The sequence below is a fragment of the Delftia sp. 60 genome, from assembly GCF_002754395.1.
Taxonomy (GTDB): domain Bacteria; phylum Pseudomonadota; class Gammaproteobacteria; order Burkholderiales; family Burkholderiaceae_C; genus Comamonas; species Comamonas acidovorans.
Genome location: NZ_PEFD01000001.1, coordinates 2,310,252 through 2,328,828, shown reverse-complemented (window position 1 = coordinate 2,328,828; position 18,577 = coordinate 2,310,252). Strand labels below are relative to the sequence as shown.

Annotated in this window: 16 protein-coding genes and 2 pseudogenes; 12 read left to right on the top strand and 6 right to left on the bottom strand. The window is 68.0% G+C overall.

What is annotated here, in order from left to right; all coding sequences use genetic code 11:
- Nucleotides 1–34: 34 nt before the first annotated feature.
- Nucleotides 35–2,884, bottom strand: a complete 2,850-nt coding sequence (gene ppc / locus CLV01_RS10555; protein ID WP_099734353.1) for a phosphoenolpyruvate carboxylase — start codon at nt 2,882–2,884, stop codon at nt 35–37.
- A 112-nt stretch (nt 2,885–2,996) separates the two neighbouring features.
- On the opposite strand from ppc, the pseudogene hemC reads away from it, so the two are divergent.
- From hemC to CLV01_RS10520, 7 genes and pseudogenes are all read left to right on the top strand, one after another.
- A pseudogene (hemC, locus tag CLV01_RS10550) lies at nt 2,997–3,934 on the top strand (hydroxymethylbilane synthase).
- A 13-nt stretch (nt 3,935–3,947) separates the two neighbouring features.
- On the top strand, nt 3,948–4,757 hold the full coding sequence (locus CLV01_RS10545; RefSeq protein ID WP_099734355.1) for a uroporphyrinogen-III synthase: 810 nt from the start codon (nt 3,948–3,950) through the stop codon (nt 4,755–4,757).
- Nucleotides 4,754–5,896: a uroporphyrinogen-III C-methyltransferase gene (locus tag CLV01_RS10540; RefSeq protein WP_180288374.1), complete on the top strand. Its 1,143-nt coding sequence runs from the start codon at nt 4,754–4,756 to the stop codon at nt 5,894–5,896. The genes CLV01_RS10545 and CLV01_RS10540 overlap by 4 nt, the downstream gene beginning before the upstream one ends.
- A 19-nt stretch (nt 5,897–5,915) precedes the next feature.
- Nucleotides 5,916–7,223: a heme biosynthesis HemY N-terminal domain-containing protein gene (locus CLV01_RS10535; RefSeq protein WP_012204152.1), complete on the top strand. Its 1,308-nt coding sequence runs from the start codon at nt 5,916–5,918 to the stop codon at nt 7,221–7,223.
- Between the two features lie 225 nt (nt 7,224–7,448).
- Nucleotides 7,449–8,042, top strand: a complete 594-nt coding sequence (locus CLV01_RS10530) for a cytochrome b (RefSeq protein WP_099734356.1) — start codon at nt 7,449–7,451, stop codon at nt 8,040–8,042.
- A gap of 92 nt (nt 8,043–8,134) precedes the next feature.
- On the top strand, nt 8,135–8,707 hold the full coding sequence (locus tag CLV01_RS10525; protein WP_034391259.1) for a YceI family protein: 573 nt from the start codon (nt 8,135–8,137) through the stop codon (nt 8,705–8,707).
- 69 nt (nt 8,708–8,776) lie between these two features.
- The gene (locus CLV01_RS10520; RefSeq protein WP_012204149.1) at nt 8,777–9,355 is read left to right on the top strand and encodes a YceI family protein; all 579 of its coding nucleotides are present in this window, start codon (nt 8,777–8,779) and stop codon (nt 9,353–9,355) included.
- Here CLV01_RS10520 and CLV01_RS28650 read toward each other — a convergent pair.
- Nucleotides 9,342–9,575: a hypothetical protein gene (locus tag CLV01_RS28650; RefSeq protein WP_143290082.1), complete on the bottom strand. Its 234-nt coding sequence runs from the start codon at nt 9,573–9,575 to the stop codon at nt 9,342–9,344. The genes CLV01_RS10520 and CLV01_RS28650 overlap by 14 nt on opposite strands.
- A 91-nt stretch (nt 9,576–9,666) precedes the next feature.
- Between CLV01_RS28650 and CLV01_RS29890 the strand changes: the two are divergent.
- A pseudogene (locus CLV01_RS29890) lies at nt 9,667–10,170 on the top strand (midcut-by-XrtH protein); the annotation flags it as partial.
- A gap of 57 nt (nt 10,171–10,227) precedes the next feature.
- Nucleotides 10,228–13,857 carry a beta strand repeat-containing protein gene (locus CLV01_RS10515; protein WP_257221256.1) on the top strand — a complete coding sequence of 1,210 codons (3,630 nt, stop codon included), beginning with the start codon at nt 10,228–10,230 and terminating at the stop codon, nt 13,855–13,857.
- Nucleotides 13,858–13,887: 30 nt separating this feature from the next.
- On the opposite strand, the gene pdxR is transcribed toward CLV01_RS10515, so the two are convergent.
- Nucleotides 13,888–15,408, bottom strand: coding sequence for a MocR-like pyridoxine biosynthesis transcription factor PdxR (gene pdxR, locus CLV01_RS10510; protein ID WP_099734358.1), 1,521 nt, complete (start codon nt 15,406–15,408; stop codon nt 13,888–13,890).
- 101 nt (nt 15,409–15,509) lie between these two features.
- Between pdxR and CLV01_RS10505 the strand changes: the two genes are divergently transcribed.
- From CLV01_RS10505 to CLV01_RS10495, 3 genes are read left to right on the top strand one after another with little or no spacing between them, the layout of a single operon-like run.
- The gene (locus CLV01_RS10505) at nt 15,510–16,139 is read left to right on the top strand and encodes an FMN-binding negative transcriptional regulator (protein ID WP_099734359.1); all 630 of its coding nucleotides are present in this window, start codon (nt 15,510–15,512) and stop codon (nt 16,137–16,139) included.
- Nucleotides 16,140–16,173: 34 nt separating this feature from the next.
- Nucleotides 16,174–16,521 (top strand): antibiotic biosynthesis monooxygenase family protein, encoded by a 348-nt coding sequence (locus CLV01_RS10500; protein ID WP_099734360.1) that lies wholly within the window; start codon nt 16,174–16,176, stop codon nt 16,519–16,521.
- Nucleotides 16,522–16,541: 20 nt separating this feature from the next.
- The gene (locus CLV01_RS10495) at nt 16,542–16,949 is read left to right on the top strand and encodes a ribosomal maturation YjgA family protein (RefSeq protein WP_099734361.1); all 408 of its coding nucleotides are present in this window, start codon (nt 16,542–16,544) and stop codon (nt 16,947–16,949) included.
- A gap of 15 nt (nt 16,950–16,964) precedes the next feature.
- Here CLV01_RS10495 and CLV01_RS10490 read toward each other — a convergent pair whose 3' ends face one another.
- Genes CLV01_RS10490 through CLV01_RS10480 form a run of 3 tightly spaced genes read right to left on the bottom strand, consistent with a single transcriptional unit; the run spans nt 16,965 to nt 18,518 of the window.
- Entirely contained in the window at nt 16,965–17,318 is a 354-nt protein-coding gene (locus CLV01_RS10490; RefSeq protein ID WP_099734362.1) for a hypothetical protein, read from the bottom strand.
- Nucleotides 17,319–17,337: 19 nt separating this feature from the next.
- Entirely contained in the window at nt 17,338–17,586 is a 249-nt protein-coding gene (locus CLV01_RS10485; RefSeq protein ID WP_012204142.1) for a DUF1272 domain-containing protein, read from the bottom strand.
- Nucleotides 17,587–17,624: 38 nt separating this feature from the next.
- Entirely contained in the window at nt 17,625–18,518 is an 894-nt protein-coding gene (locus CLV01_RS10480; protein ID WP_099734363.1) for a cation diffusion facilitator family transporter, read from the bottom strand.
- Nucleotides 18,519–18,577: the final 59 nt, after the last annotated feature.

Genomic DNA, 18,577 nt, shown 5'->3' with positions numbered 1-18,577 from the left:
CGCAAAGGGCTGTTGCGGCCTCCAGAGAGCAGGATCAGCCCGTGTTGCGCACCCCGGCCGCGATGCCGTTGATGGACAGGTGGATGCCGGTCTTGATGCGCTCATCGGTCTGGCCTGCGCGCCAGCGGCGCACCAGCTCCACCTGCAGATGGTGCAGCGGATCGATGTAGGGGAAGCGATGGCGTATGGAGCGCGCCAGCGCTTCGTTGTGGGCCAGGCGCTGCTTGTCGCCCGTGATGCGCGCCAGCGCATCGACGGTGCTGTGCCACTCGGCCTCGATGGCGCTGAAGATGCGCCGGCGCAGGCGCGCGTCCGGCACCAGGTCGGCATAGCGCGAGGCCAGGTTCAGGTCGCTCTTGGCCAGCACCATGTCCATGTTGGACAGCAGGGTACGGAAGAACGGCCACTGGCGGTACATCTTCTGCAGCAGGGCCAGCTGGGCCTTGCCATCCTTGCCCGGCTGGTCGATGAAGGCCTTGACCGCGGCGCCAAAGCCGTACCAGCCCGGCAGCGTGAGCCGGCACTGGCCCCAGCTGAAGCCCCAGGGAATGGCGCGCAGGTCCTCGATCTTCTGCGAGGGCTTGCGCGAGGCCGGGCGCGAGCCGATGTTCAGCTCGGCAATCTCGCGGATGGGCGTGCTGCTGAAGAAGTAGCTGGTGAAGCCGGGGGTCTCGTACACCAGGGCGCGGTAGGCGCCCATGCTGGCGTCGGACAGGAAGGCCGCCGCATCCAGGAAGGCGCGCGTGGCCGGCTTGGTCGGCTGCAGCAGCGTGGCCTCCAGCGTGGCGGCCACCAGGGTCTCCAGATTGCGCCGGCCGATCTCGGGGTTGGCGTACTTGGAGGCGATGACCTCGCCCTGCTCGGTCAGCCGGATCTGGCCGCGCACCGTGCCCGGGGGCTGGGCCAGGATGGCCTGGTAGCTGGGGCCACCGCCCCGGCCCACCGTGCCGCCGCGGCCATGGAACATGCGCAGGCTGATGCCATGGCTGTCGGCCAGCTCGTCGAACAGCTCGACCAGCGAGATCTCCGCGCGGTACAGCTCCCAGTTGCTGGTGAAGATGCCGCCGTCCTTGTTGCTGTCGCTGTAGCCCAGCATGATGTCCTGCTCGCCGCCGCTGCGCTGCACCATGGCCGCCACGCCGGGCAGCTGGAAGTAGCGGCGCATGATGGGCGAGGCGCTGCGCAGGTCGCCAATGGTCTCGAACAGCGGCACGACGATCACATCGCAGATGGCGCCGTCGTCCAGCGTGCCGCGCAGCAGCCCGGCCTCCTTTTGCAGCAGCAGCACTTCCAGCAGGTCGCTGACCGATTCGGTGTGGCTGATGATGCAGTGGCGTATGGCCTCGGCGCCCAGGGCCGCGCGCAGGCGGCGCGCGGTCTCGAAGATGGCCAGTTCGCCGCGCGCATGCTCGGAATAGTCGGCGCCCACCACGCGCAGCGGCCGCGCCTCTTCCAGCAGGCGCACCAGCAAGGCGCACTTGGCGTCTTCCTGCAGGCCCGAGTAGTCGGGCTCCAGGCGCGCGGCAGCCAGCAGCTCGGCCACCACTTCCTCATGCTTGTCCGAGCTTTGGCGCAGGTCCACCGTGGCCAGGTGGAAACCGAAGACCTGCACGGCGCGCATCAGCGGGCGCAGGCGCTGGGGCGCCAGCACCTCGCCGTGGTTGCGGCTCAGGGAATCATCGATGACGCGCAGGTCGGCCAGGAACTCCTCGGGCGAGGCATAGGCGTTCTGCGGCGCCACAGCATGGCGCGCAGCCTCGCCGCCCGTCAGCCCCTTGAGCGTGGCAGCCAGGCGCGCGTAGATGCCGGTGAGCGCGCGGCGGTAGGGCTCGTCGGAGCGGTGCTCGTTGGTGTCGGGCGAGCGCTCTGCCAGCGCCTGCATCTCGGGCGTGACATCGGCCAGGCGCTGGGACAGCGACAGCTCGCCGCCCAGGTAGTGCACCTCGCGCAGATAGTGGCGCAGCGCCACGTCGGCCTGGCGCGACAGCGCCAGCTCCAGGCTCTGGGCCGTGACATTGGGGTTGCCGTCACGGTCGCCGCCGATCCAGTGGCCCATGCGCAGGAAGCTGTGCACGGGCAGGGTGTTGCCCAGCTCCTGCTCCAGTTGCGCATACAGCTTGGGGATCTCGCGCAGGAAGGTGGCTTCGTAGTAGGACAGCGCGTTTTCGATCTCGTCGGCCACGGTGAGCTTGGAGTAGCGCAGCAGGCGCGTCTGCCACAGCTGGCTGACACGGGCGCGCAGCTGGGCCTCGTTGCGTTCCAGCTCGCGCGGGGTGAGCGCGTCCTTGGCGCTGTTGTACAGCTGGGCGCGGGCCACGATGTCCTCGCGTGCGGCCAGCAGTTGGGAGATGTCGCGCTCGGCCACCAGAATGCTCTGGCGCTGCACTTCCGTGGGGTGGGCCGTGAGCACGGGCGCCACATAGCTCTTGGCCAGCGTCTGCGCCACGGTACCGGCCGAGATGCCGGCCCAGCGCAGGCGCGCCAGCGCCACTTCGATGCTGCCTTCCTGGGTGTTGCCCGCGCGCTCGTGCACGGCGCGGCGGCGGATGTGGTGGCGATCCTCGGCCAGGTTGGCCAGATGGCTGAAATAGGTGAAGGCGCGGATCACGCTCACCGTCTGGTCCGTCGTCAGGCCCTTGAGCAGGCGCTTGAGAGCGCGGTCGGCGGTCTCGTCGGCATCGCGGCGGAAGGTCACCGACAGCTGGCGCACCTGCTCGATCAGCTCGAAGGCCGCCACGCCTTCCTGCTCGCGGATCACATCGCCCAGAATGCGCCCCAGCAGGCGTATGTCCTCGATCAGCGGCAGGTCCTTGTCCGTCTTGCGGACAGGCTTGTCATCACGCCTGTCATCTCGCGCATTGCTCTTGCGGGGGGCGGTGGCCATCAACGAATCTCCTGGAATCGGTCAGCGTATCGGTTTGCTTGGGCTTCGGTCCTGGTGCCGGGTTTACTGCGGCGCAGCATGCTAGCATCCCGCGCTCCCCCCGAGGCACCTGATGAACACCAAACCACTTCTCCCCCACTCCATCGTGATCGCCACGCGCGAGAGCCAGCTGGCACTGTGGCAGGCCGAGCATGTCCAGGCGCTGCTGCGCGCCCGGGGCATGAAGTGGAATTGCTGGGCATGACCACCAAGGGCGACCAGATCCTGGACCGCACGCTGTCCAAGGTCGGCGGCAAGGGCCTGTTCGTCAAGGAGCTGGAAGTGGCGCTGGAAGAAGGACGCGCCCACATCGCCGTGCACTCGCTCAAGGACGTGCCCATGGAGCTGCCCGAAGGCTTTGTGCTGGCCTGCGTGATGGAGCGCGAAGACCCGCGCGACGCTTTTGTCTCCAATCGCTACGCCACGCTGGCCGAGCTGCCGCAGGGCGCCGTCGTCGGCACATCGAGCCTGCGCCGCCAGGCACTGCTGCAGGCCCTGCGCCCGGACCTGAAGATAGAGCCGCTGCGCGGCAATGTGAACACCCGCCTGCGCAAGCTGGACGAAGGCCGCTACGACGCCATCGTGCTGGCCGCCGCAGGCCTGATGCGCCTGGGCCTGGCCGACCGCATCCGCGCCAGGTTCGAGCCCACCGGCATGCTGCCGGCCGCAGGCCAGGGCGCGCTGGGCATCGAGGTGCGCGCCGACCGCCAGGACCTGATCGACGCGCTGGCCCCGCTGGCCCACCAGACCACCTGGCTGACCGTGACCGCCGAGCGCGCCGTCAGCCGCTGCATGGGCGGCAGCTGCTCCATGCCGCTGGCGGCGCACGGCACATTCGACGGCCGGCAACTGCGCCTGGACGCAGCCTGGGGAGACCCGCAAGGCCGGCTGCCGCTGGTGCAGGTGCACGCCGATGCCACCGTCACCGACTTCGCCAGCGCAGACGCGCTGGGCCAGCACGTGGCTGCGCTGCTGCAGGCGGCGGGCGCCCAACCGGCCCCCAAGCTCTAGACGGCACGCCCACATGCCACCGCGCATACTCGTCACCCGCCCGGCCCATGACGCAGCCGCGTGGGTGGATGCGCTGCAGGCCCGGGGCCTTCCGGCCCAGCCGCTGGCGCTGATGGCCATAGGCCCCTGCCGCGATGCGGCCACGCAACAGGCCTTGCAGGCCGCCCGCAACGCGCTGCGCGAAGGCCCGGGCTACCGCGCCGTGATGTTCGTCAGCGGCAATGCCGTCCAGCATTTCTTCGGCACCGACCCCGCACGGCTTGCGGCCTCCACCCGCGCCTGGACGCCCGGCCCCGGCACGGCCCAGGCGCTGCTGGCCCTGGGCATTGCGCCAGCACAGATCGACGGCCCGCCACCGGACGCCGCCCAGTTCGAATCCGAAACGCTATGGCAGCGCGTGCATGACCAGATCCATGCGGGCGACCGCGTGCTCATCGTGCGCGGCGACAGCCAGACAGGAGCGCCCAGGACCGTGCCGGCCACGGCAGGCGCCGGCCGCGATTGGCTGGCCGCCCGACTGCGCGAGGCCGGTGCCCAGGTCGAAATGCTGGCCGTCTACCAGCGCGAACTGCCTGCCTGGGATGCAGCCCAGACGGCACTGGCACGCCTGGCGGCCGAAGATGGCTCGCTCTGGCTGCTCAGCAGCGCCGAATCCGTTGCCAACCTGCAACAGCTCTTGCCGGGCCAATCGTGGCAAAAGGCGCGAGCGCTTGCTACGCACGAGCGAATCGCCGCCCAGGCCAAACAACTGGGATTCGGATATGTCAAGCAATGTCGGCCGGCTCTGGAGGACGTGGTTGCGTCGATAGAATCGACGCCATGAGTTCCGACGCAGCGCAAGACCGCCCCACCCCGCAGGACCTGACGCCCCCAGCCTCCGCCGCAGCATTCGCTGCCGGCTCCGCCCAAAGCAGCCCCGCTGCAGACCTGCGCAGCGGCTCCTCTGCCCTGGTCCTGGGCGTGGGCGCCGTGGCCGTGGCGGCGCTCATTGCCTGCGGCATGCTCTGGCAGCGCCTGGGCAATATCCAGGAACAGTTGGCCCGCCAGTCCGCGCAGTCCGGCTCCCAGTCGGTCGAGGCCCGCACCCTGGCGCGCGACGCCCAGGACCTGGCCCGCGACAGCGCGGCGCGCACCTCGGTCATGGAAGCGCGCATTGCCGAGCTGTCGCTGCAGCGCACGCAGCTCGACGAACTCCTGCAAAGCATGTCGCGCTCGCGCGACGAGAACCTGGTGGTGGACATAGATTCCTCCATCCGCCTGGCCCAGCAGCAGGCCGAGCTGTCCGGCAGCCTGCAGCCGCTGGTGGCCACGCTCAAGAACGCCCGCCAGCGCATAGAGCGCGCCGCACAGCCCCGTCTGGCTCCCGTGATGCGGGCGCTGGACCGCGACCTGGAGCGGCTGGCCCGCATGAGCGTGACCGACACCGCCGGCCTGCTCACCCGCATCGAAGACCTGGTGCGCCTGGTCGACGAGATGCCCCTGCTCAACGCCGTGGCCCAGCCACGCGCCAGCCGCCATCGCGGCGTGGCCGGCCAGACGGCCCGCCAGCCCGAGCCCGCCGCCATCGAGGGCAGCCCCACCGAGTGGAGCTGGTGGCAGTCCTGGGGCGAGCGCGGCTGGACGGCCGTGCGCGAAGAGGCCCAGGACCTGCTGCGCGTCAGCCGCATCGACCACCCGGACGCCATCTTGCTGGCGCCCGAGCAGGCCTATTTCCTGCGCGAGAACCTCAAGCTCAAGCTGCTGAACTCGCGCCTGGCCCTGCTGTCGCGCCAGTGGGATGCGGCGCGTGCCGACCTGGCCGCCTCGGGCATGGCCGTGAACAAGTACTTCGATCCTGCCGCGCGCCGCACCCAGATCGTGCAGGCCCAGCTGCAGCAGATCCAGGCCAATCTGCGCACCACCGAACAGCCTGCGCTGCAGGAAACCCTGGCGGCGCTGGCAACAGCCGCCGCAGGCCGCTGAGCAGCCGGGAGACAGACGAATGCGCGCTGCACTGTGGTTGATCGGTTTGTTCGGCATGGCCGTTGCGGCCGCCTTGTTCGCGGGCTCCAACCAGGGCACGGTGACCCTGTTCTGGGCGCCCTACCGGCTGGACCTGTCCCTGAACCTGGCCATTGCCATCATCGTGCTGGCCTTCGTGCTGCTGTATGCCGCGCTGCGCGCCCTGGCCGCGCTGCTGCAGATGCCGCACCAGGCGCGGCGCTGGCGCAGCCAGCAAAAAGAGCGCGCCATGCACCACAGCCTGCTGGAAGCCCTGTCGCACCAGCAGGCCGGCCGCTTCCTGCGCGCACGCAAGTCGGCACTGGCAGCGCTGGCGATGGAGGAGTCCCTGGCCGAGGCCCATGCCGCCGTGCCACACGGCACGCGGCTGCGTGCGGCCGCCCACATGGTGGCCGCCGATGCCTCCCACGCCCTGCAGGACAGCCCGCAGCGCGACCACCACTGGCGCGAAGTCCTGGCCAATGCACCGGCCCAGGGCAATGCCCAGGAGCAGGAAATGCGCGAAGGTGCCCAGATGCGCGCCGCGCGCTGGGCCCTGGATGACCGCGACGCAGCTGATGCGCTGCGCCGCCTGGCCGAACTGCCCCAGGGCGCGGCACGCCGCACGATTGCGCTGCGCATCCGCCTGAAGGCCTCGCGCCTGGCCGGCCAGACATCGACGGCGCTGGACACGGCGCGCCTGCTGGCCAAGCACCGCGCCTTCTCGCCAGCGGCTGCCGCCAGCGTGGTGCGCGGCCTGGTGCTGGAGAGCATCAACGAGGCGCGCGACACCACGCAGCTGCAGCACTTCTGGCTGTCGCTGGACGGTGAGGAACGTGCCATGCCCGAGATCGCGCTGCCGGCCGCATCGCGCCTCATGGCCCTGGGCGGCGAGGCCGCGCAGGCCCGCGCCTGGCTGCTGCCCGTGTGGGAACGCCTGCTGTCCCATGCCGGCCCGCGCAGCGAATCGCATCTGCCGCGCCTGGTCCAGGTGCTGGAGCCCTGCCTGGACGGCCTGGACGGCACCTGGCTGGCACGCATCGAGGCGGCCACCAACAGCCACCCACGCGAACCCCGCCTGCAATACCTGGCCGGCATGGCCTGCGTGCAGCGCCAGCTCTGGGGCAAGGCCCAGCAACTGCTGCTGCGCGCTGCGCCCCATCTGCAGGAAAGCGCACTGCGCACCCGTGCCTGGCAGCGCCTGGCCCTGATGGCCGAGCACCGGGGTGATGCCGACGCAGCCGCCGCCGCCTGGAAGCAGGCGGCGCAGGCCGTGGTCATGCTGCCCGCCGATCCCGCCCGGCCCTGAACTCCTGCAGTCCGCGCGTAACGCTGGTACTGCGGGCACGGGTGCTGCGGCCTTCATCTTTTTTGAATTGAGCCGTCAATACCGCTGAACTCTTTTGGATTTGCCGCTTCCTACACTGCACGTTGTCCGCAGTGCACGAAGTTCTCGCAGAGCGCACCGCACCCTTTTTGCCATCCAGGGCCCCTTCACAGGGGCCCTGAACGGTTCCAAAGCCTGCCGCCATCCATGACAGAGTCCTCAGCCCGCGCCAACGCGCCAGCAAAATCCTCCTCCAGAGCCACGCGCTATACCGGCGTGGCCATGGCCGCCCACTGGGTGCTGGCACTGGGCCTGATCGCCGCCCTGGGCCTGGGCTGGTACATGACCGGCCTGCCGTTCTCCCCTTCGCGCCTGAAGCTGTACAACTGGCACAAGTGGCTGGGCGTCACGCTTTTGTCGCTGAGCCTGCTGCGCCTGCTCTGGCGCGTCACCCACCGCCCGCCCGAGCTGCCGCCCGCCGTGGCCCGTGCCATGCCGCAATGGCAGCACTGGGCCCACAACGGCACCCACCACGCCATGTACCTGCTGTTCTTCGCCGTGCCCCTGCTGGGCTGGGCCTACAGCTCGGCGGCCGGCTTTCCCATCGTCTTCCTCGGCATGCTGCCCCTGCCTGACTTCGTGAGCGCCAACCCCGAACTGGCGGAAACCCTCAAGCCCCTGCACGGCTGGGCGGCCTGGGCCCTGGTCGTGCTGATTGCCATGCATGTGGGCGCCGCCCTCAAGCACCAGTTCATCGACCGCGACGGACTGATCTCCCGCATGCTGCCGGGCCGCGCCTGAACCTTTCGCCAACCTCTCGCCAGCCAGGGCCGGTGTCCATCCGGCCCCAGCCACCCCCTGACCGGACCTTCCCGACCCCTAGGAGTCTCGCCATGCGCTTTTCCTCCACGCTGACCACCATCGCCCTGGCCGCTGCGGCCCTGGCTTCCCAAGCGGCACTGGCCGAGCAAAAGCTCGTGCCCGCCCAGAGCGCCGTGAACTTCACGGCCAAGCAGATGGGCGTGCCCCTGCAGGGCCACTTCAAGAAGTTCGATGCCCAGGTCCAGTTCGACACGGCCAAGCCCGACACCAGCAAGATCCGCTTCACCGTGGACACCGGCAGCGCCACCATGGGCGCCAAGGAAACCGACGCCGAACTGCCCAAGGCGGATTGGTTCAACGTCGCCAAATTCCCGCAGGCCGTGTTCGACTCCACCGCCGTCAAGGCGCTGGGCGGCGGCAAGTACCAGGTGGACGGCAAGCTCAGCATCAAGGGCCAGGTCCAGAACGTGAGCATTCCCGTGCAACTGGCCCAGTCCGGCACCACGACCACGGCCACCGGCACGCTGCCGCTCAAGCGCCTGCAATTCAAGATCGGCGAAGGCGAATGGGGCGATACCTCCATGGTGGCCGACGAGGTGCAGGTGCAGTTCAAGCTGGCACTGACCGGCGTGGGCAAGCTGTAAGCCGCGTCCCTGCCCAAGATCGGCCATTTTCTTTCCCGTTTCGTGCAACCCCAACCTAGGAGTTCTTTCATGCGCACTTCCGTGTTTGCCCTGGCCATTGCCGGCCTGTTCGCCACCGCTGTCCAGGCTGCTCCCGCAACCTACGCCATCGACCCGACGCACACCTTCGCCACGTTCGAGATCGACCACAACGGCGCCTCGACCAACCGCGTGCGCTTCGACAAGAAGAGCGGCACCGTGGAATTCGACCGTGACGCCAAGGCCGGCAAGGTCGAAGTCGTGCTGGAAATGGAATCGCTGAGCTCGGGCACTGCCGCCTTCGACAAGCACCTCAAGAGCGCCGACATCTTCAACGTGGCCAAGTTCCCCCAGGCCAAGTTCGTCTCCGACAAGTTCGTCTTCGACGGCGACAAGCTCAAGGAAGTCACCGGCCACCTGACCATCCTGGACAAGACCCAGCCCGTGACCATCAAGGCCAACAAGTTCACCTGCTACCCCAACGCCATGCTGCAAAAGCGTGAGACCTGCGGTGGCGACTTCGAAGCCGTGATCGACCGCACCGCCTTCGGCGTGAACTACGGCGTGGACTATGGCTTCCCCAAGCAAGTGCGCCTGGTGATGTCCATCGAAGCGGTCAAGCAGCAGTAAACCCGTATTCGCCGCAGTGCCTTTCAGGGCGCTGCCGCCCAAAGCCCGTGATCCGCAAGCCGGTCACGGGTTTTTTTTTGCCTTTTCTGAATTCCCGGAAAAGACCTTGCCAATGCCCTTCATTCGCACCTGCTCCACAGAGGCACAGCGAGCACATTGGCGGCCTTTGCAAATGCATCAAATTGATAGCGATTTCACGGTCATTGAGAAGTCGCAGCATAACGATTCCTCGATATCGATAGATACAAATAGACATACTCCAAAAAACTTACTTTAAATTTCATTTTCCGATCACTCCCTGGCATTCACCCATGAAGCAGATCTCCATTGCCCCCGCCGTTGTCGCCGCCATTGCCGCCCATTCATTCCCAATGGCCGCCAATGCCCAGAGCATCACGGTCGCTCCGGCTGCCGCCGTCGCGGCAACCGCGATTCCGGTGGACAACCCTTGGAGTCTGTTGGCCCTTGCCGTAGGGCTGGCCATGGCTGCCTGGCTGGTGCTGCGCAACCGGCAGCACCGGGCGCTCTTCATGGCGCTGTGCACCAGCGCCATCGTGTGCGCCACGCTGTGGCACAGCCCCGATCTGCGTGCCCAATTGACGGGCAGCTTTACCAACCCGGCGGGTGAGACACGGCCATTGCTCGTTGCGCAAATTGTCAATGGCGGCAATATCAATGGATTTTCTGCAGAAGATTTCACCAATGATTCCGGTGTGGCACTCAAAATCACCGCCATTCAGCCACCGAATTTGAATCAGTGTTTTCCCTCGGGCTTCACCCATCTCATGCCGCCAGGGGCACCGCCCGCATCGCCCCCGCCTCTTTGCGCCGTGGGCAACACCATTGCGCCCAATGGCACATGCCGGGTGAATGTGGAAACCATTTGCCGCGCCGAGGCAGCCCAGGCCACGGCCGGCGCCAGCCCCACCACGCTCAGCGTTCCCGGCGCGGGCCTGTCATTTGCCGCAGGCAGCGCCGGCACGGTGAACGTCAGCAACAGCGGCGGCTCGGCAGCGCTCAATGTGCAGGCCACCATTCCCGCAGGCAGCGGCATCACCATCTCCTCCAACAGCTGCGCGGCAACGCTGCCTGCGGGCTCCAGCTGCGCCATCACTTTGACGGCACCCGCGGCGGAAGGCCCGACCACGGTCAGCATTGCCGGCAGCAACGCCGCAGCCACCACCACCCCGGTCACCGTGACAGGTGGCCCGGCCCCGACCACCACGCTGAGCATTCCCGCCACGCCGCTGTCGTTTGCGGCGGGCAGCACGGGATCGGTGACCATCACCAACAGCGGCGGCGCAAATGCGCTCAATGTGCAGGCCAGCATTCCTGCAGGCAGTGGCATCACGGTGTCCAACACCACCTGCCCTGCCGCCCTGGCACCCTCTGCCAACTGCACGATCACGTTGACCGCGCCCTCGGCGGAAGGCCCGACCGCCATCGGCTTCGGCGGCAGCAATACGGCGTCCACTTCCGTGCCGGTCACGGTGTCGGCAACCGGCACGCCCACCACGCTGAACATTCCGGCGACGTCCGTGTCCTTCGGAGCGGGCGGCGCCGGCTCGGTGAGCATCACCAACAGCGGCAGCGCACCTGCGCTCAATGTGCAGGCCGGCATTCCAGGGGGCAGTGGCATCACGGTGTCCAACACCACCTGCTCCGCCATCCTGGCTCCCTCGGCCAGCTGCACGATCACGCTGACAGCCCCCTCGGCGGAAGGCCCGACCTCCATCGGCTTCGGCGGCAGCAACACGGCTTCCACGTCCGTGCCCGTCACGGTGACGACGGCCGTCCTGCCCGCCACGCTGACCATTCCCTCGGCGTCCCTGTCCTTCGGAGCGAACGGTGCTGGCTCGGTGACCATCACCAACAGCGGCAGCGCACCTGCGTTCAATGTGCAGGCCAGCATTCCGGCGGGCAGTGGCATCACGGTGTCCAGCACCACCTGCGCCGCCATCCTGGCTCCCTCGGCCAATTGCACGATCACGTTGACTGCCCCTTCGGCCGAGGGCCCGACCAACATCGGCTTCGGCGGCAGCAATGCGCCCGCCGCTACCGCACAGGTCACGGTCACCGCACCCGTCGCGCCAACCGCGCCTACCGTTCCCCCGGCACCCGTGCTGTTCGGCGCCTACGGCGCAGGCTCGGTGACCATCACCAACAACGGAACGGCGCCTGCGTTCAATCTGCGGGCCATCATTCCGGTCGGCAGCGGCATCACGGTGGCCTCCTCCACCTGCCCGGCGTCACTGCCGGTGGGCGCAAGCTGCACCATCACACTGACGGCGGCAGGACCGGAAGGCCCCACGAACATCGGCGTTGGCGGCAGCAACACGCCGGCCACGACGGTGCCTGTCACGGTAACGACCCCTGTCACGCCGACTACGTTGAACATTCCCACCGCCCCCGTGTCCTTCGGCACCGGCGGTGCAGGTTCGGTCACCATCACCAACAGCGGGAGCGCACCTGCGTTCAACGTACAGGCCACCATTCCGGCTGGCAGCGGCATCACGGTGTCCAACACCACCTGCGCCGCCATCCTGGCCCCCGCTGCCAGCTGCACGATCACGCTGACGGCCGCTGCGGCCGAAGGGCCGACCGCCATCAGCTTCGGCGGCAGCAACACGCCAGCCACGAACGTGCCTGTGACAGTGACAGCCCCCGTCGCGCCGACTACGCTGGACATTCCCACCGCCCCCGTGTCCTTCGGCACCGGCGGTGCAGGTTCGGTGACCATCACCAACAGCGGAAGCGCACCCGCGTTCAACGTACAGGCCACCATCCCGGCCGGCAGCGGTATCACGGTGTCCAACACCACCTGCCCCGCCATCCTGGCCCCCGCTGCCAGCTGCACGATCACGCTGACGGCCGCTGCGGCCGAAGGGCCAACCGCCATCAGCTTCGGCGGCACCAACACACCGGCGACGACGGTGCCGGTCACGGTGACGGTCCCCGTCACGCCGACCACGCTGGACATTCCCGCCGCACCCGTGTCGTTTGGCACCAGCGGAGCGGGCACGGTGACCATCACCAACAACGGGCCCGCACCGGCGTTCAACGTGCAAGCCACCATTCCGGTCGGCAGCGGCATCACGGTGGCGTCCAGCACCTGCCCCATCTCCCTGGCCCCCGGGGCCGACTGCACGATCACGCTGACGGCTGCGGCCGCAGAAGGCCCGACCGCGGTCATCTTTGGCGGCAGCAATACGCCCACCACGACCGTGCAGGTCACGGTGACGGTGCCCGTTCCCACGGCCACGCTTTCGATACCCAGCGCTCCGCTGTCGTTCGCTGCGGGCGGCTCGACAACGGTCCTCATCAGCAACACCGGCGCTTCTGCAGCCTTCAACGTGACCGCCACGGCGCCAGCCGGTAGCGGAATCACCGTGCAGTCGAACACGTGCGGTGCCGCACTCGCCTCTTTGGCCAGCTGCGGCATCACCCTGACTGCGGCCGCCGCCGAAGGCCCCACGGCCATCAGCTTCGGCGGCAGCAACACGCTGGCCACGACCGTGCCGGTCACGGTGACGGCGCCCGTCACGCCGACCACGCTGGGCATGTCCACCACGCCCGTGTCGTTCAACACAGGAACAACGGGCTCGGTGACCATCACCAACGACGGTGGGGCCCCTGCGCTCGACGTTCAGGCCACGATTCCGGCAGGCAGCGGCATCACGGTGTCGGCCAACACCTGTGGTTCATCGCTGGCAACGGGGGCCAATTGCACGATCACGCTGACTGGAGCCACGCCGGAAGGTCCGACGGCCATCAGCTTCGCTGGCAGCAACACCACGGCAACGTCAGTGCAGTTCACCGTGACGGCGCCCAGCACCACGACCACGCTGGGGATCTCCGCATCGACCCTGACGATTGCTACTGGCGGCACGGGCTTCGTGACCATCACCAACACGGGATCGAATGCCGCCGCCAATATCGGCGCCACCATCCCCGGCGGCAGTGGGCTGTCCGTTTCCGGCAACACCTGCGGGCTGTCGCTGCCGGCCGGGGGGACTTGCACGGTGACCTTCACCGCAGGTTCGGACGAGGGGCCGACCAATGTCACCATCCAGGGCAGCAACACCGACACCGCAGCCTTGTCGATCACGGTCTCGAGCATCATCGAAGTTGGCGCCTACCACCTCGATGGCAGCTGTGGTGTGCTTGGCGTCCTTGGCCCCGGCTTCACCCTCACGGCAGGCTCTGCGCCGCTTCCCGTCGGCACCACGGTGACCATCATCGGTTCGGGAGTTGCCAACATCGGTGTGTTCAGTGTGACAGGAGGCACAGCCAACGTGTCGGTACTTTCCGCAACCTCCCGCCAGGTCACCCTGACCTCGGCACTGCCGGCAGGGGCCACGATCGCGTTCAGAACCACGCTGTCCATCAGCGTCGCCTTCACGCTGAATGGCTCGACGACGCTGCCCAACGGCTATGCGGGCACAGGCGGGAAGCCCGCTGGCAGCGTGAGTTCCACGCTCATTCTCTGCAGCGCCACCTGATTGCAGGCGCTGCGGCAACACCCGGAAACCTCAGCGTCGGCAAGGCGGGGCCTCGAAGGCCCCGCCTTTTTTCTGTCCATCCCGCACCACGCCTGCCAGCCTGCGCACCCCTTGCTCTATGGCCTGCGGCTGCAGGCTCGCATAACCCAGGACCAGCCCGGCGCAGGACTGGCGGCGATGGGCATCACCGGCCGCATAGAGCGGCGAGATGGGGCGAACGCCCACGCCACGCTCTCTCGCCAACCGCACCAGGGCAATCTCATCGCGCTGATGCACGGCAGGCACCCAGGCCACCACATGCAGGCCGGAGGCCGAGCCTTCGACCTGCACCGCGCCCGGCAGGTGCCGCTCCAGCGCCTGCAGCAATGCCGCCCGCCGGCCTTCGTTGCGACGGCGGGCGGCGCGCACATGGCGCTCGTAGCTGCCGTCCTCGATCAGCGCGGCCAGCACCAGCTGGTCCAGGCGCGGCGCATGCCGGTCGGCCAGCCGCCGGGCTTCCCGGAACACGGGCACCAGGGACGGCGGCAGCACCAGGTAGCCCATGCGCATTTGCGGCGATAAGGCCTTGGAGAAAGTGCCGACATGGATGACGCAACCCACCTCGTCAATGGACTGCAGGGCGTCGATGGGGCGCAGCCCGTAGCGGAATTCGCCGTCGTAGTCGTCCTCCAGAATCCAGGCACCCGTGGCGCGCGCCCAGGCCAGCAGTTGCTGCCTGCGGCCTATGGGCAGCACGCCGCCCAGCGGAAACTGGTGCGAGGGCGTGACATAGGCCAGCCGCGCCTGGCGCCCGGCCAGCGCCGAGGTATCCAGGCCCTGTTCATCGACGGCCATTTCCTGCAGGCATGCGCCCTGGGCCTCGAACACGCGGCGCGCCATCAGGTAGCAGGGCTCTTCCATCAGCACGGTCTCGCCCGGATCAACCAGCACGCGCGCACACAGGTCGATGGCCTGCTGCGAGCCCTGCACCACCACGATCTGTTCGGCCGAACAGACAAGCCCCCGCGCCCTGCGCAGATAGCCTTGCAGCGCCATGCGCAGCGCCGGCTCGCCTTCGGGCGCGTCGTAGGACAGGGAAGACTGGCGCTGCACGATGGCGCGGTTGTAGGCGCGCCGCCAGGCCAGCGTAGGAAAGTCGTCAAAGGCCAGGGCGCCGTAGAGAAAGTCGATCGGGGCCGGCCCACCATCGCCTGCTGCCGGCGGCAGGGCTGACGCCAGCGCATCCACCCGCTGCCCATAGGAAGACAGCCGGGGACGGCCATGCTGCTGGGCCGCTGCCGGCATGCTGCGCGCACGGCTGCGCTGCGCCGCGCCAGCCGCCACGCGCGCCCTGCTGCCTGGAGCGGTCTCCAGATAGCCTTCGGCCGCAAGCTGCTCATAGGCGGCTGTGACGGTGGTGCGCGACACGCCCAGGTCCAGCGCCAGGGCGCGGGTGGAGGGCAGGCGTGCGCCCACGGCCAGGCTGCCGTCGGCCACCTGTGATTTCAGCCATTCGTGGAGGGTGCGGGCGCCGGGCGCTGCACCGGCATGGCGGGTGAAAGCGGATTTCAACTGGTCTGCCAAAAAATCACAAAACTGGATTTTTCATTGTGCCAGGGATGGTGGATAGTCCGGTTTCCCCCGATGCCGGCACACCAGCCCAGGAAGCGCCCATGTACACGCCCGCCCATTTCTCCCTCACCGATTCCGACAGCCTGCACGGCCTGATCCGCAGCCACCCCCTGGGCACGCTCGTCACCCAGGCCAACGGCGTGCTGGACGCCAACCACCTGCCGTTCCTGCTGGATGCGGACCCAGGGGAGATGGGCACGCTGAGCGCCCATGTGGCCCGCGCCAATCCGCTGTGGCAGCAGTGCCGCGACGGCGCCGAGGTGCTGGTCGTCTTCCGTGGTGCCGAAGGCTATATCTCGCCCAGCTGGTATCCGAGCAAGCACGAGACGCACCGCCTGGTGCCCACCTGGAACTACGAGGCCGTGCATGTGCACGGGCAAATCAGCATCCATGACGACGAGAAATTCGTGCGCGGCCTGGTCGGGCGGCTCACGCGGGTCCATGAGGCATCGCAGGCCCAGCCCTGGAAGATGTCCGACTCGCCGCGTGAATTCATCGACGGCATGCTGCAGGCCATCGTCGGCCTGCAGATCCGCATCACCCGCCTGGAGGGCAAGGCCAAGCTCAGCCAGAACCGGCAGGCCCGCGACCTGGACGGCGCCATCGGCGCGCTGCGCGAGCGCGGACAGCAGCCGCTGGCCGGTGCCATGGATGCGGCGCCGCGCATCTAGCGCCAGCCACCCTCACACAGATTGCCAACCGCCGATGTACACATCCACCTTCACCTTCGCACCGGGCGAATACGACGCGCCATTCCATGCCCTTGACGGCCGGATCGCCGAGATCGCCCGCGCCATCCCCGGCTACCTGGGCGAAGAGGCCTGGGAGAACCCCGCCACGGGCCAGGTCTCCAACGTCTACTACTGGCAGACCTGGGAGGCGCTGCAGCAACTGATGCGCCACCCTGCGCATATCGAGGCCAAGCAGCAGCAGGCGCGCTGGCTCAAGGGCTACCAGGTGGTGATCGCCCAGGTGGTGGGCAGCTACGGCGACGGCGGCATAGCGCACCCGCTGGCGACCACTGCGCAAGGCACTGCGCACCCGGCTCGCTGACCGGACCCGCTTTTGGCCCGATGATGGCGGCCATGCGATGGCGTTTTGATCCTGTTTCCCTGGCGTGGGCGGTGGCCCTGTTTGTCTTGCTCGTGCTGCTGGCCACCGTCGGCGCGCACTGGGGCTGGGTGCGCAGCTTCTTCGGCGACGTGATGGCCGTGGCCTGGGTCTATGCCGTGTTCAAGACCGTGATCGCCGCGCGCGTGCTGCCGCTGGCGTCGGCCGCGCTGGGCGTGGGCCTGCTGGTGGAGCTGGGCCAGGTCCTGGCATCGACCTTCCAGTTGCACATTCCCAACCGAGCGCTGCGCATCGTGCTGGGCAGCACGGCCGACTGGTGGGATGTGCTGGCCTATGTGATGGGTTTTGCAGCCGTGCTGGCGGTGGAGGCTGCGTTCCGTGGCCGCAGGCGCCCCGTCTTCACGGCATAAACCCGCAGCGGTCCGCTACGGCTCTGGAACAAGCTCCTCGACAACGGATTCGCAGTGGATTTTCAGCCGCCCATAGTGGGACAGCTGCAAGAACAGATGCTGCGCTCTTGCTGACGAAGGCCTCTTCGTATCCCGCTGCAGCACTTCGCAGCGGTCCAGGCAGTCATCCATCTCTGCGGCTGCGTCGCGCTGGACGTTGGCAAAGTACGCCTGCACGGCAGGAAAGTTGACGATCCGCTCCAAGCGAATGGCTACCCTGGCCTGCGGCCTGTCGAGCACGGCATAGAGAAAGAAGCACAGTTCCACCCTCCGGGCCGCCACATCCAGGCGCACCTGCTCCAGCAATCCATCGTGGTACTGGTACTGCAATCGATGGCTCCGTGCCGGATCAGGCCCGTACAGCGCAACCGCCGGCCTTGAGCACCCGCTTCGTCGAGGCCGGATACCGCTCCAGCTTGTCCGCCGGCCGACGCGGCCTGGCCACCAGCTCGCCACCGCAGTTGGGGCAGGCGCCGTGCAGCACATGATCCGCACAGCCGGCACAGAACGTGCACTCGAAGGTGCAGATACGAGCCTCGGCAGACTCTGGCGGCAGGTCCTTGTCGCAGCATTCGCAGTTGGGTCGAAGCTCAAGCATCGGTGCACTCCGGGTGGGGTCCATGAAGACTAGGCATCCTAGTGGATGTGCTCTGACGGGGAGCGGTCCTCGCGCTCCATCTGCAGCGTCGTATGGTGCAGGTCGAAGCCGGCCTGCAGCCTGTCTTCGATATCGCGGCGCACCTGCTCGCCGTCCGCGCCGGGCAGCAGCACCACATGGCCGGTCAGCATGGGCTTGCTCTGCGTGACCGCCCAGAGGTGGACATCGTGGATCGCTGCCACGCCCGCCGTGCCCGCAATCGTCTCGCGCACGGCCTGCAGGCTCATTCCTGAGGGCACGCCTTCCAGCAGGATGTTGATGCACTCGCGCAGCAGGGTCCAGGTCCGCGGGAACACCATGAAGCCGATGCCCACGGCCACCGCCGAGTCGATCCACCGCCAGCCCGTCAGCCAGATCAGCGCGGCACCGGCGAGCACGCCGACCGAGCCCAGCATGTCCGCCCACACCTCCAGGTACGCGCCCTTCACGTTCAGGCTCTCGTCCTTGCCGCCAGACAGCAGGCGCATGGAGAGCAGGTTGATCACCAGGCCCACGGCCGCCACCGCCATCATGCCCAGGGACTGGATTTCTGCAGGTGCCGACAGCCGGCGGTAGGCCTCATACAGGATGTAGAAGGCCACGCCCAGCAGCACCAGCGCATTGATGGCGGCAGCCAGGATCTCGAAGCGCGCATAGCCGTAGGTGCGCAGCAGGTCGGCTGCCTTGCGGCCGGCGCGTATGGCCACCAGGGCCAGCAGCAGCGCCATCGCGTCGGTCAGCATGTGCATGGCGTCGGAGATCAGGGCCAGGCTGCCCGTGACCATGCCGCCGATGATTTCCACCACCATGAAGGTGCCGGTCAATCCGAAGGCAAACCAGAGGCGGGATTCCGGCAGGGCACGCACGTCGCCGTGCTGATGGCTGTCGCTCATGAGATTCCTTGACTTGAAAACGGTTGTGAACAGAGGGCCGCTGCATCGATGGCGTCCAT

Bases quoted from the DNA above. Each gene is read 5' to 3' on its own strand.
- ppc (WP_099734353.1), bottom strand. From the start codon at position 2,884: ATGGCCACCGCCCCCCGCAAGAGCAATGCGCGAGATGACAGGCGTGAT.
- CLV01_RS10545 (WP_099734355.1), top strand. From the start codon at position 3,948: ATGCCACCGCGCATACTCGTCACCCGCCCGGCCCATGACGCAGCCGCG.
- CLV01_RS10540 (WP_180288374.1), top strand. From the start codon at position 4,754: ATGAGTTCCGACGCAGCGCAAGACCGCCCCACCCCGCAGGACCTGACG.
- CLV01_RS10535 (WP_012204152.1), top strand. From the start codon at position 5,916: ATGCGCGCTGCACTGTGGTTGATCGGTTTGTTCGGCATGGCCGTTGCG.
- CLV01_RS10530 (WP_099734356.1), top strand. From the start codon at position 7,449: ATGACAGAGTCCTCAGCCCGCGCCAACGCGCCAGCAAAATCCTCCTCC.
- CLV01_RS10525 (WP_034391259.1), top strand. From the start codon at position 8,135: ATGCGCTTTTCCTCCACGCTGACCACCATCGCCCTGGCCGCTGCGGCC.
- CLV01_RS10520 (WP_012204149.1), top strand. From the start codon at position 8,777: ATGCGCACTTCCGTGTTTGCCCTGGCCATTGCCGGCCTGTTCGCCACC.
- CLV01_RS28650 (WP_143290082.1), bottom strand. From the start codon at position 9,575: ATGCTGCGACTTCTCAATGACCGTGAAATCGCTATCAATTTGATGCAT.
- CLV01_RS10505 (WP_099734359.1), top strand. From the start codon at position 15,510: ATGTACACGCCCGCCCATTTCTCCCTCACCGATTCCGACAGCCTGCAC.
- CLV01_RS10500 (WP_099734360.1), top strand. From the start codon at position 16,174: ATGTACACATCCACCTTCACCTTCGCACCGGGCGAATACGACGCGCCA.
- CLV01_RS10495 (WP_099734361.1), top strand. From the start codon at position 16,542: ATGATGGCGGCCATGCGATGGCGTTTTGATCCTGTTTCCCTGGCGTGG.
- CLV01_RS10485 (WP_012204142.1), bottom strand. From the start codon at position 17,586: ATGCTTGAGCTTCGACCCAACTGCGAATGCTGCGACAAGGACCTGCCG.
- CLV01_RS10480 (WP_099734363.1), bottom strand. From the start codon at position 18,518: ATGAGCGACAGCCATCAGCACGGCGACGTGCGTGCCCTGCCGGAATCC.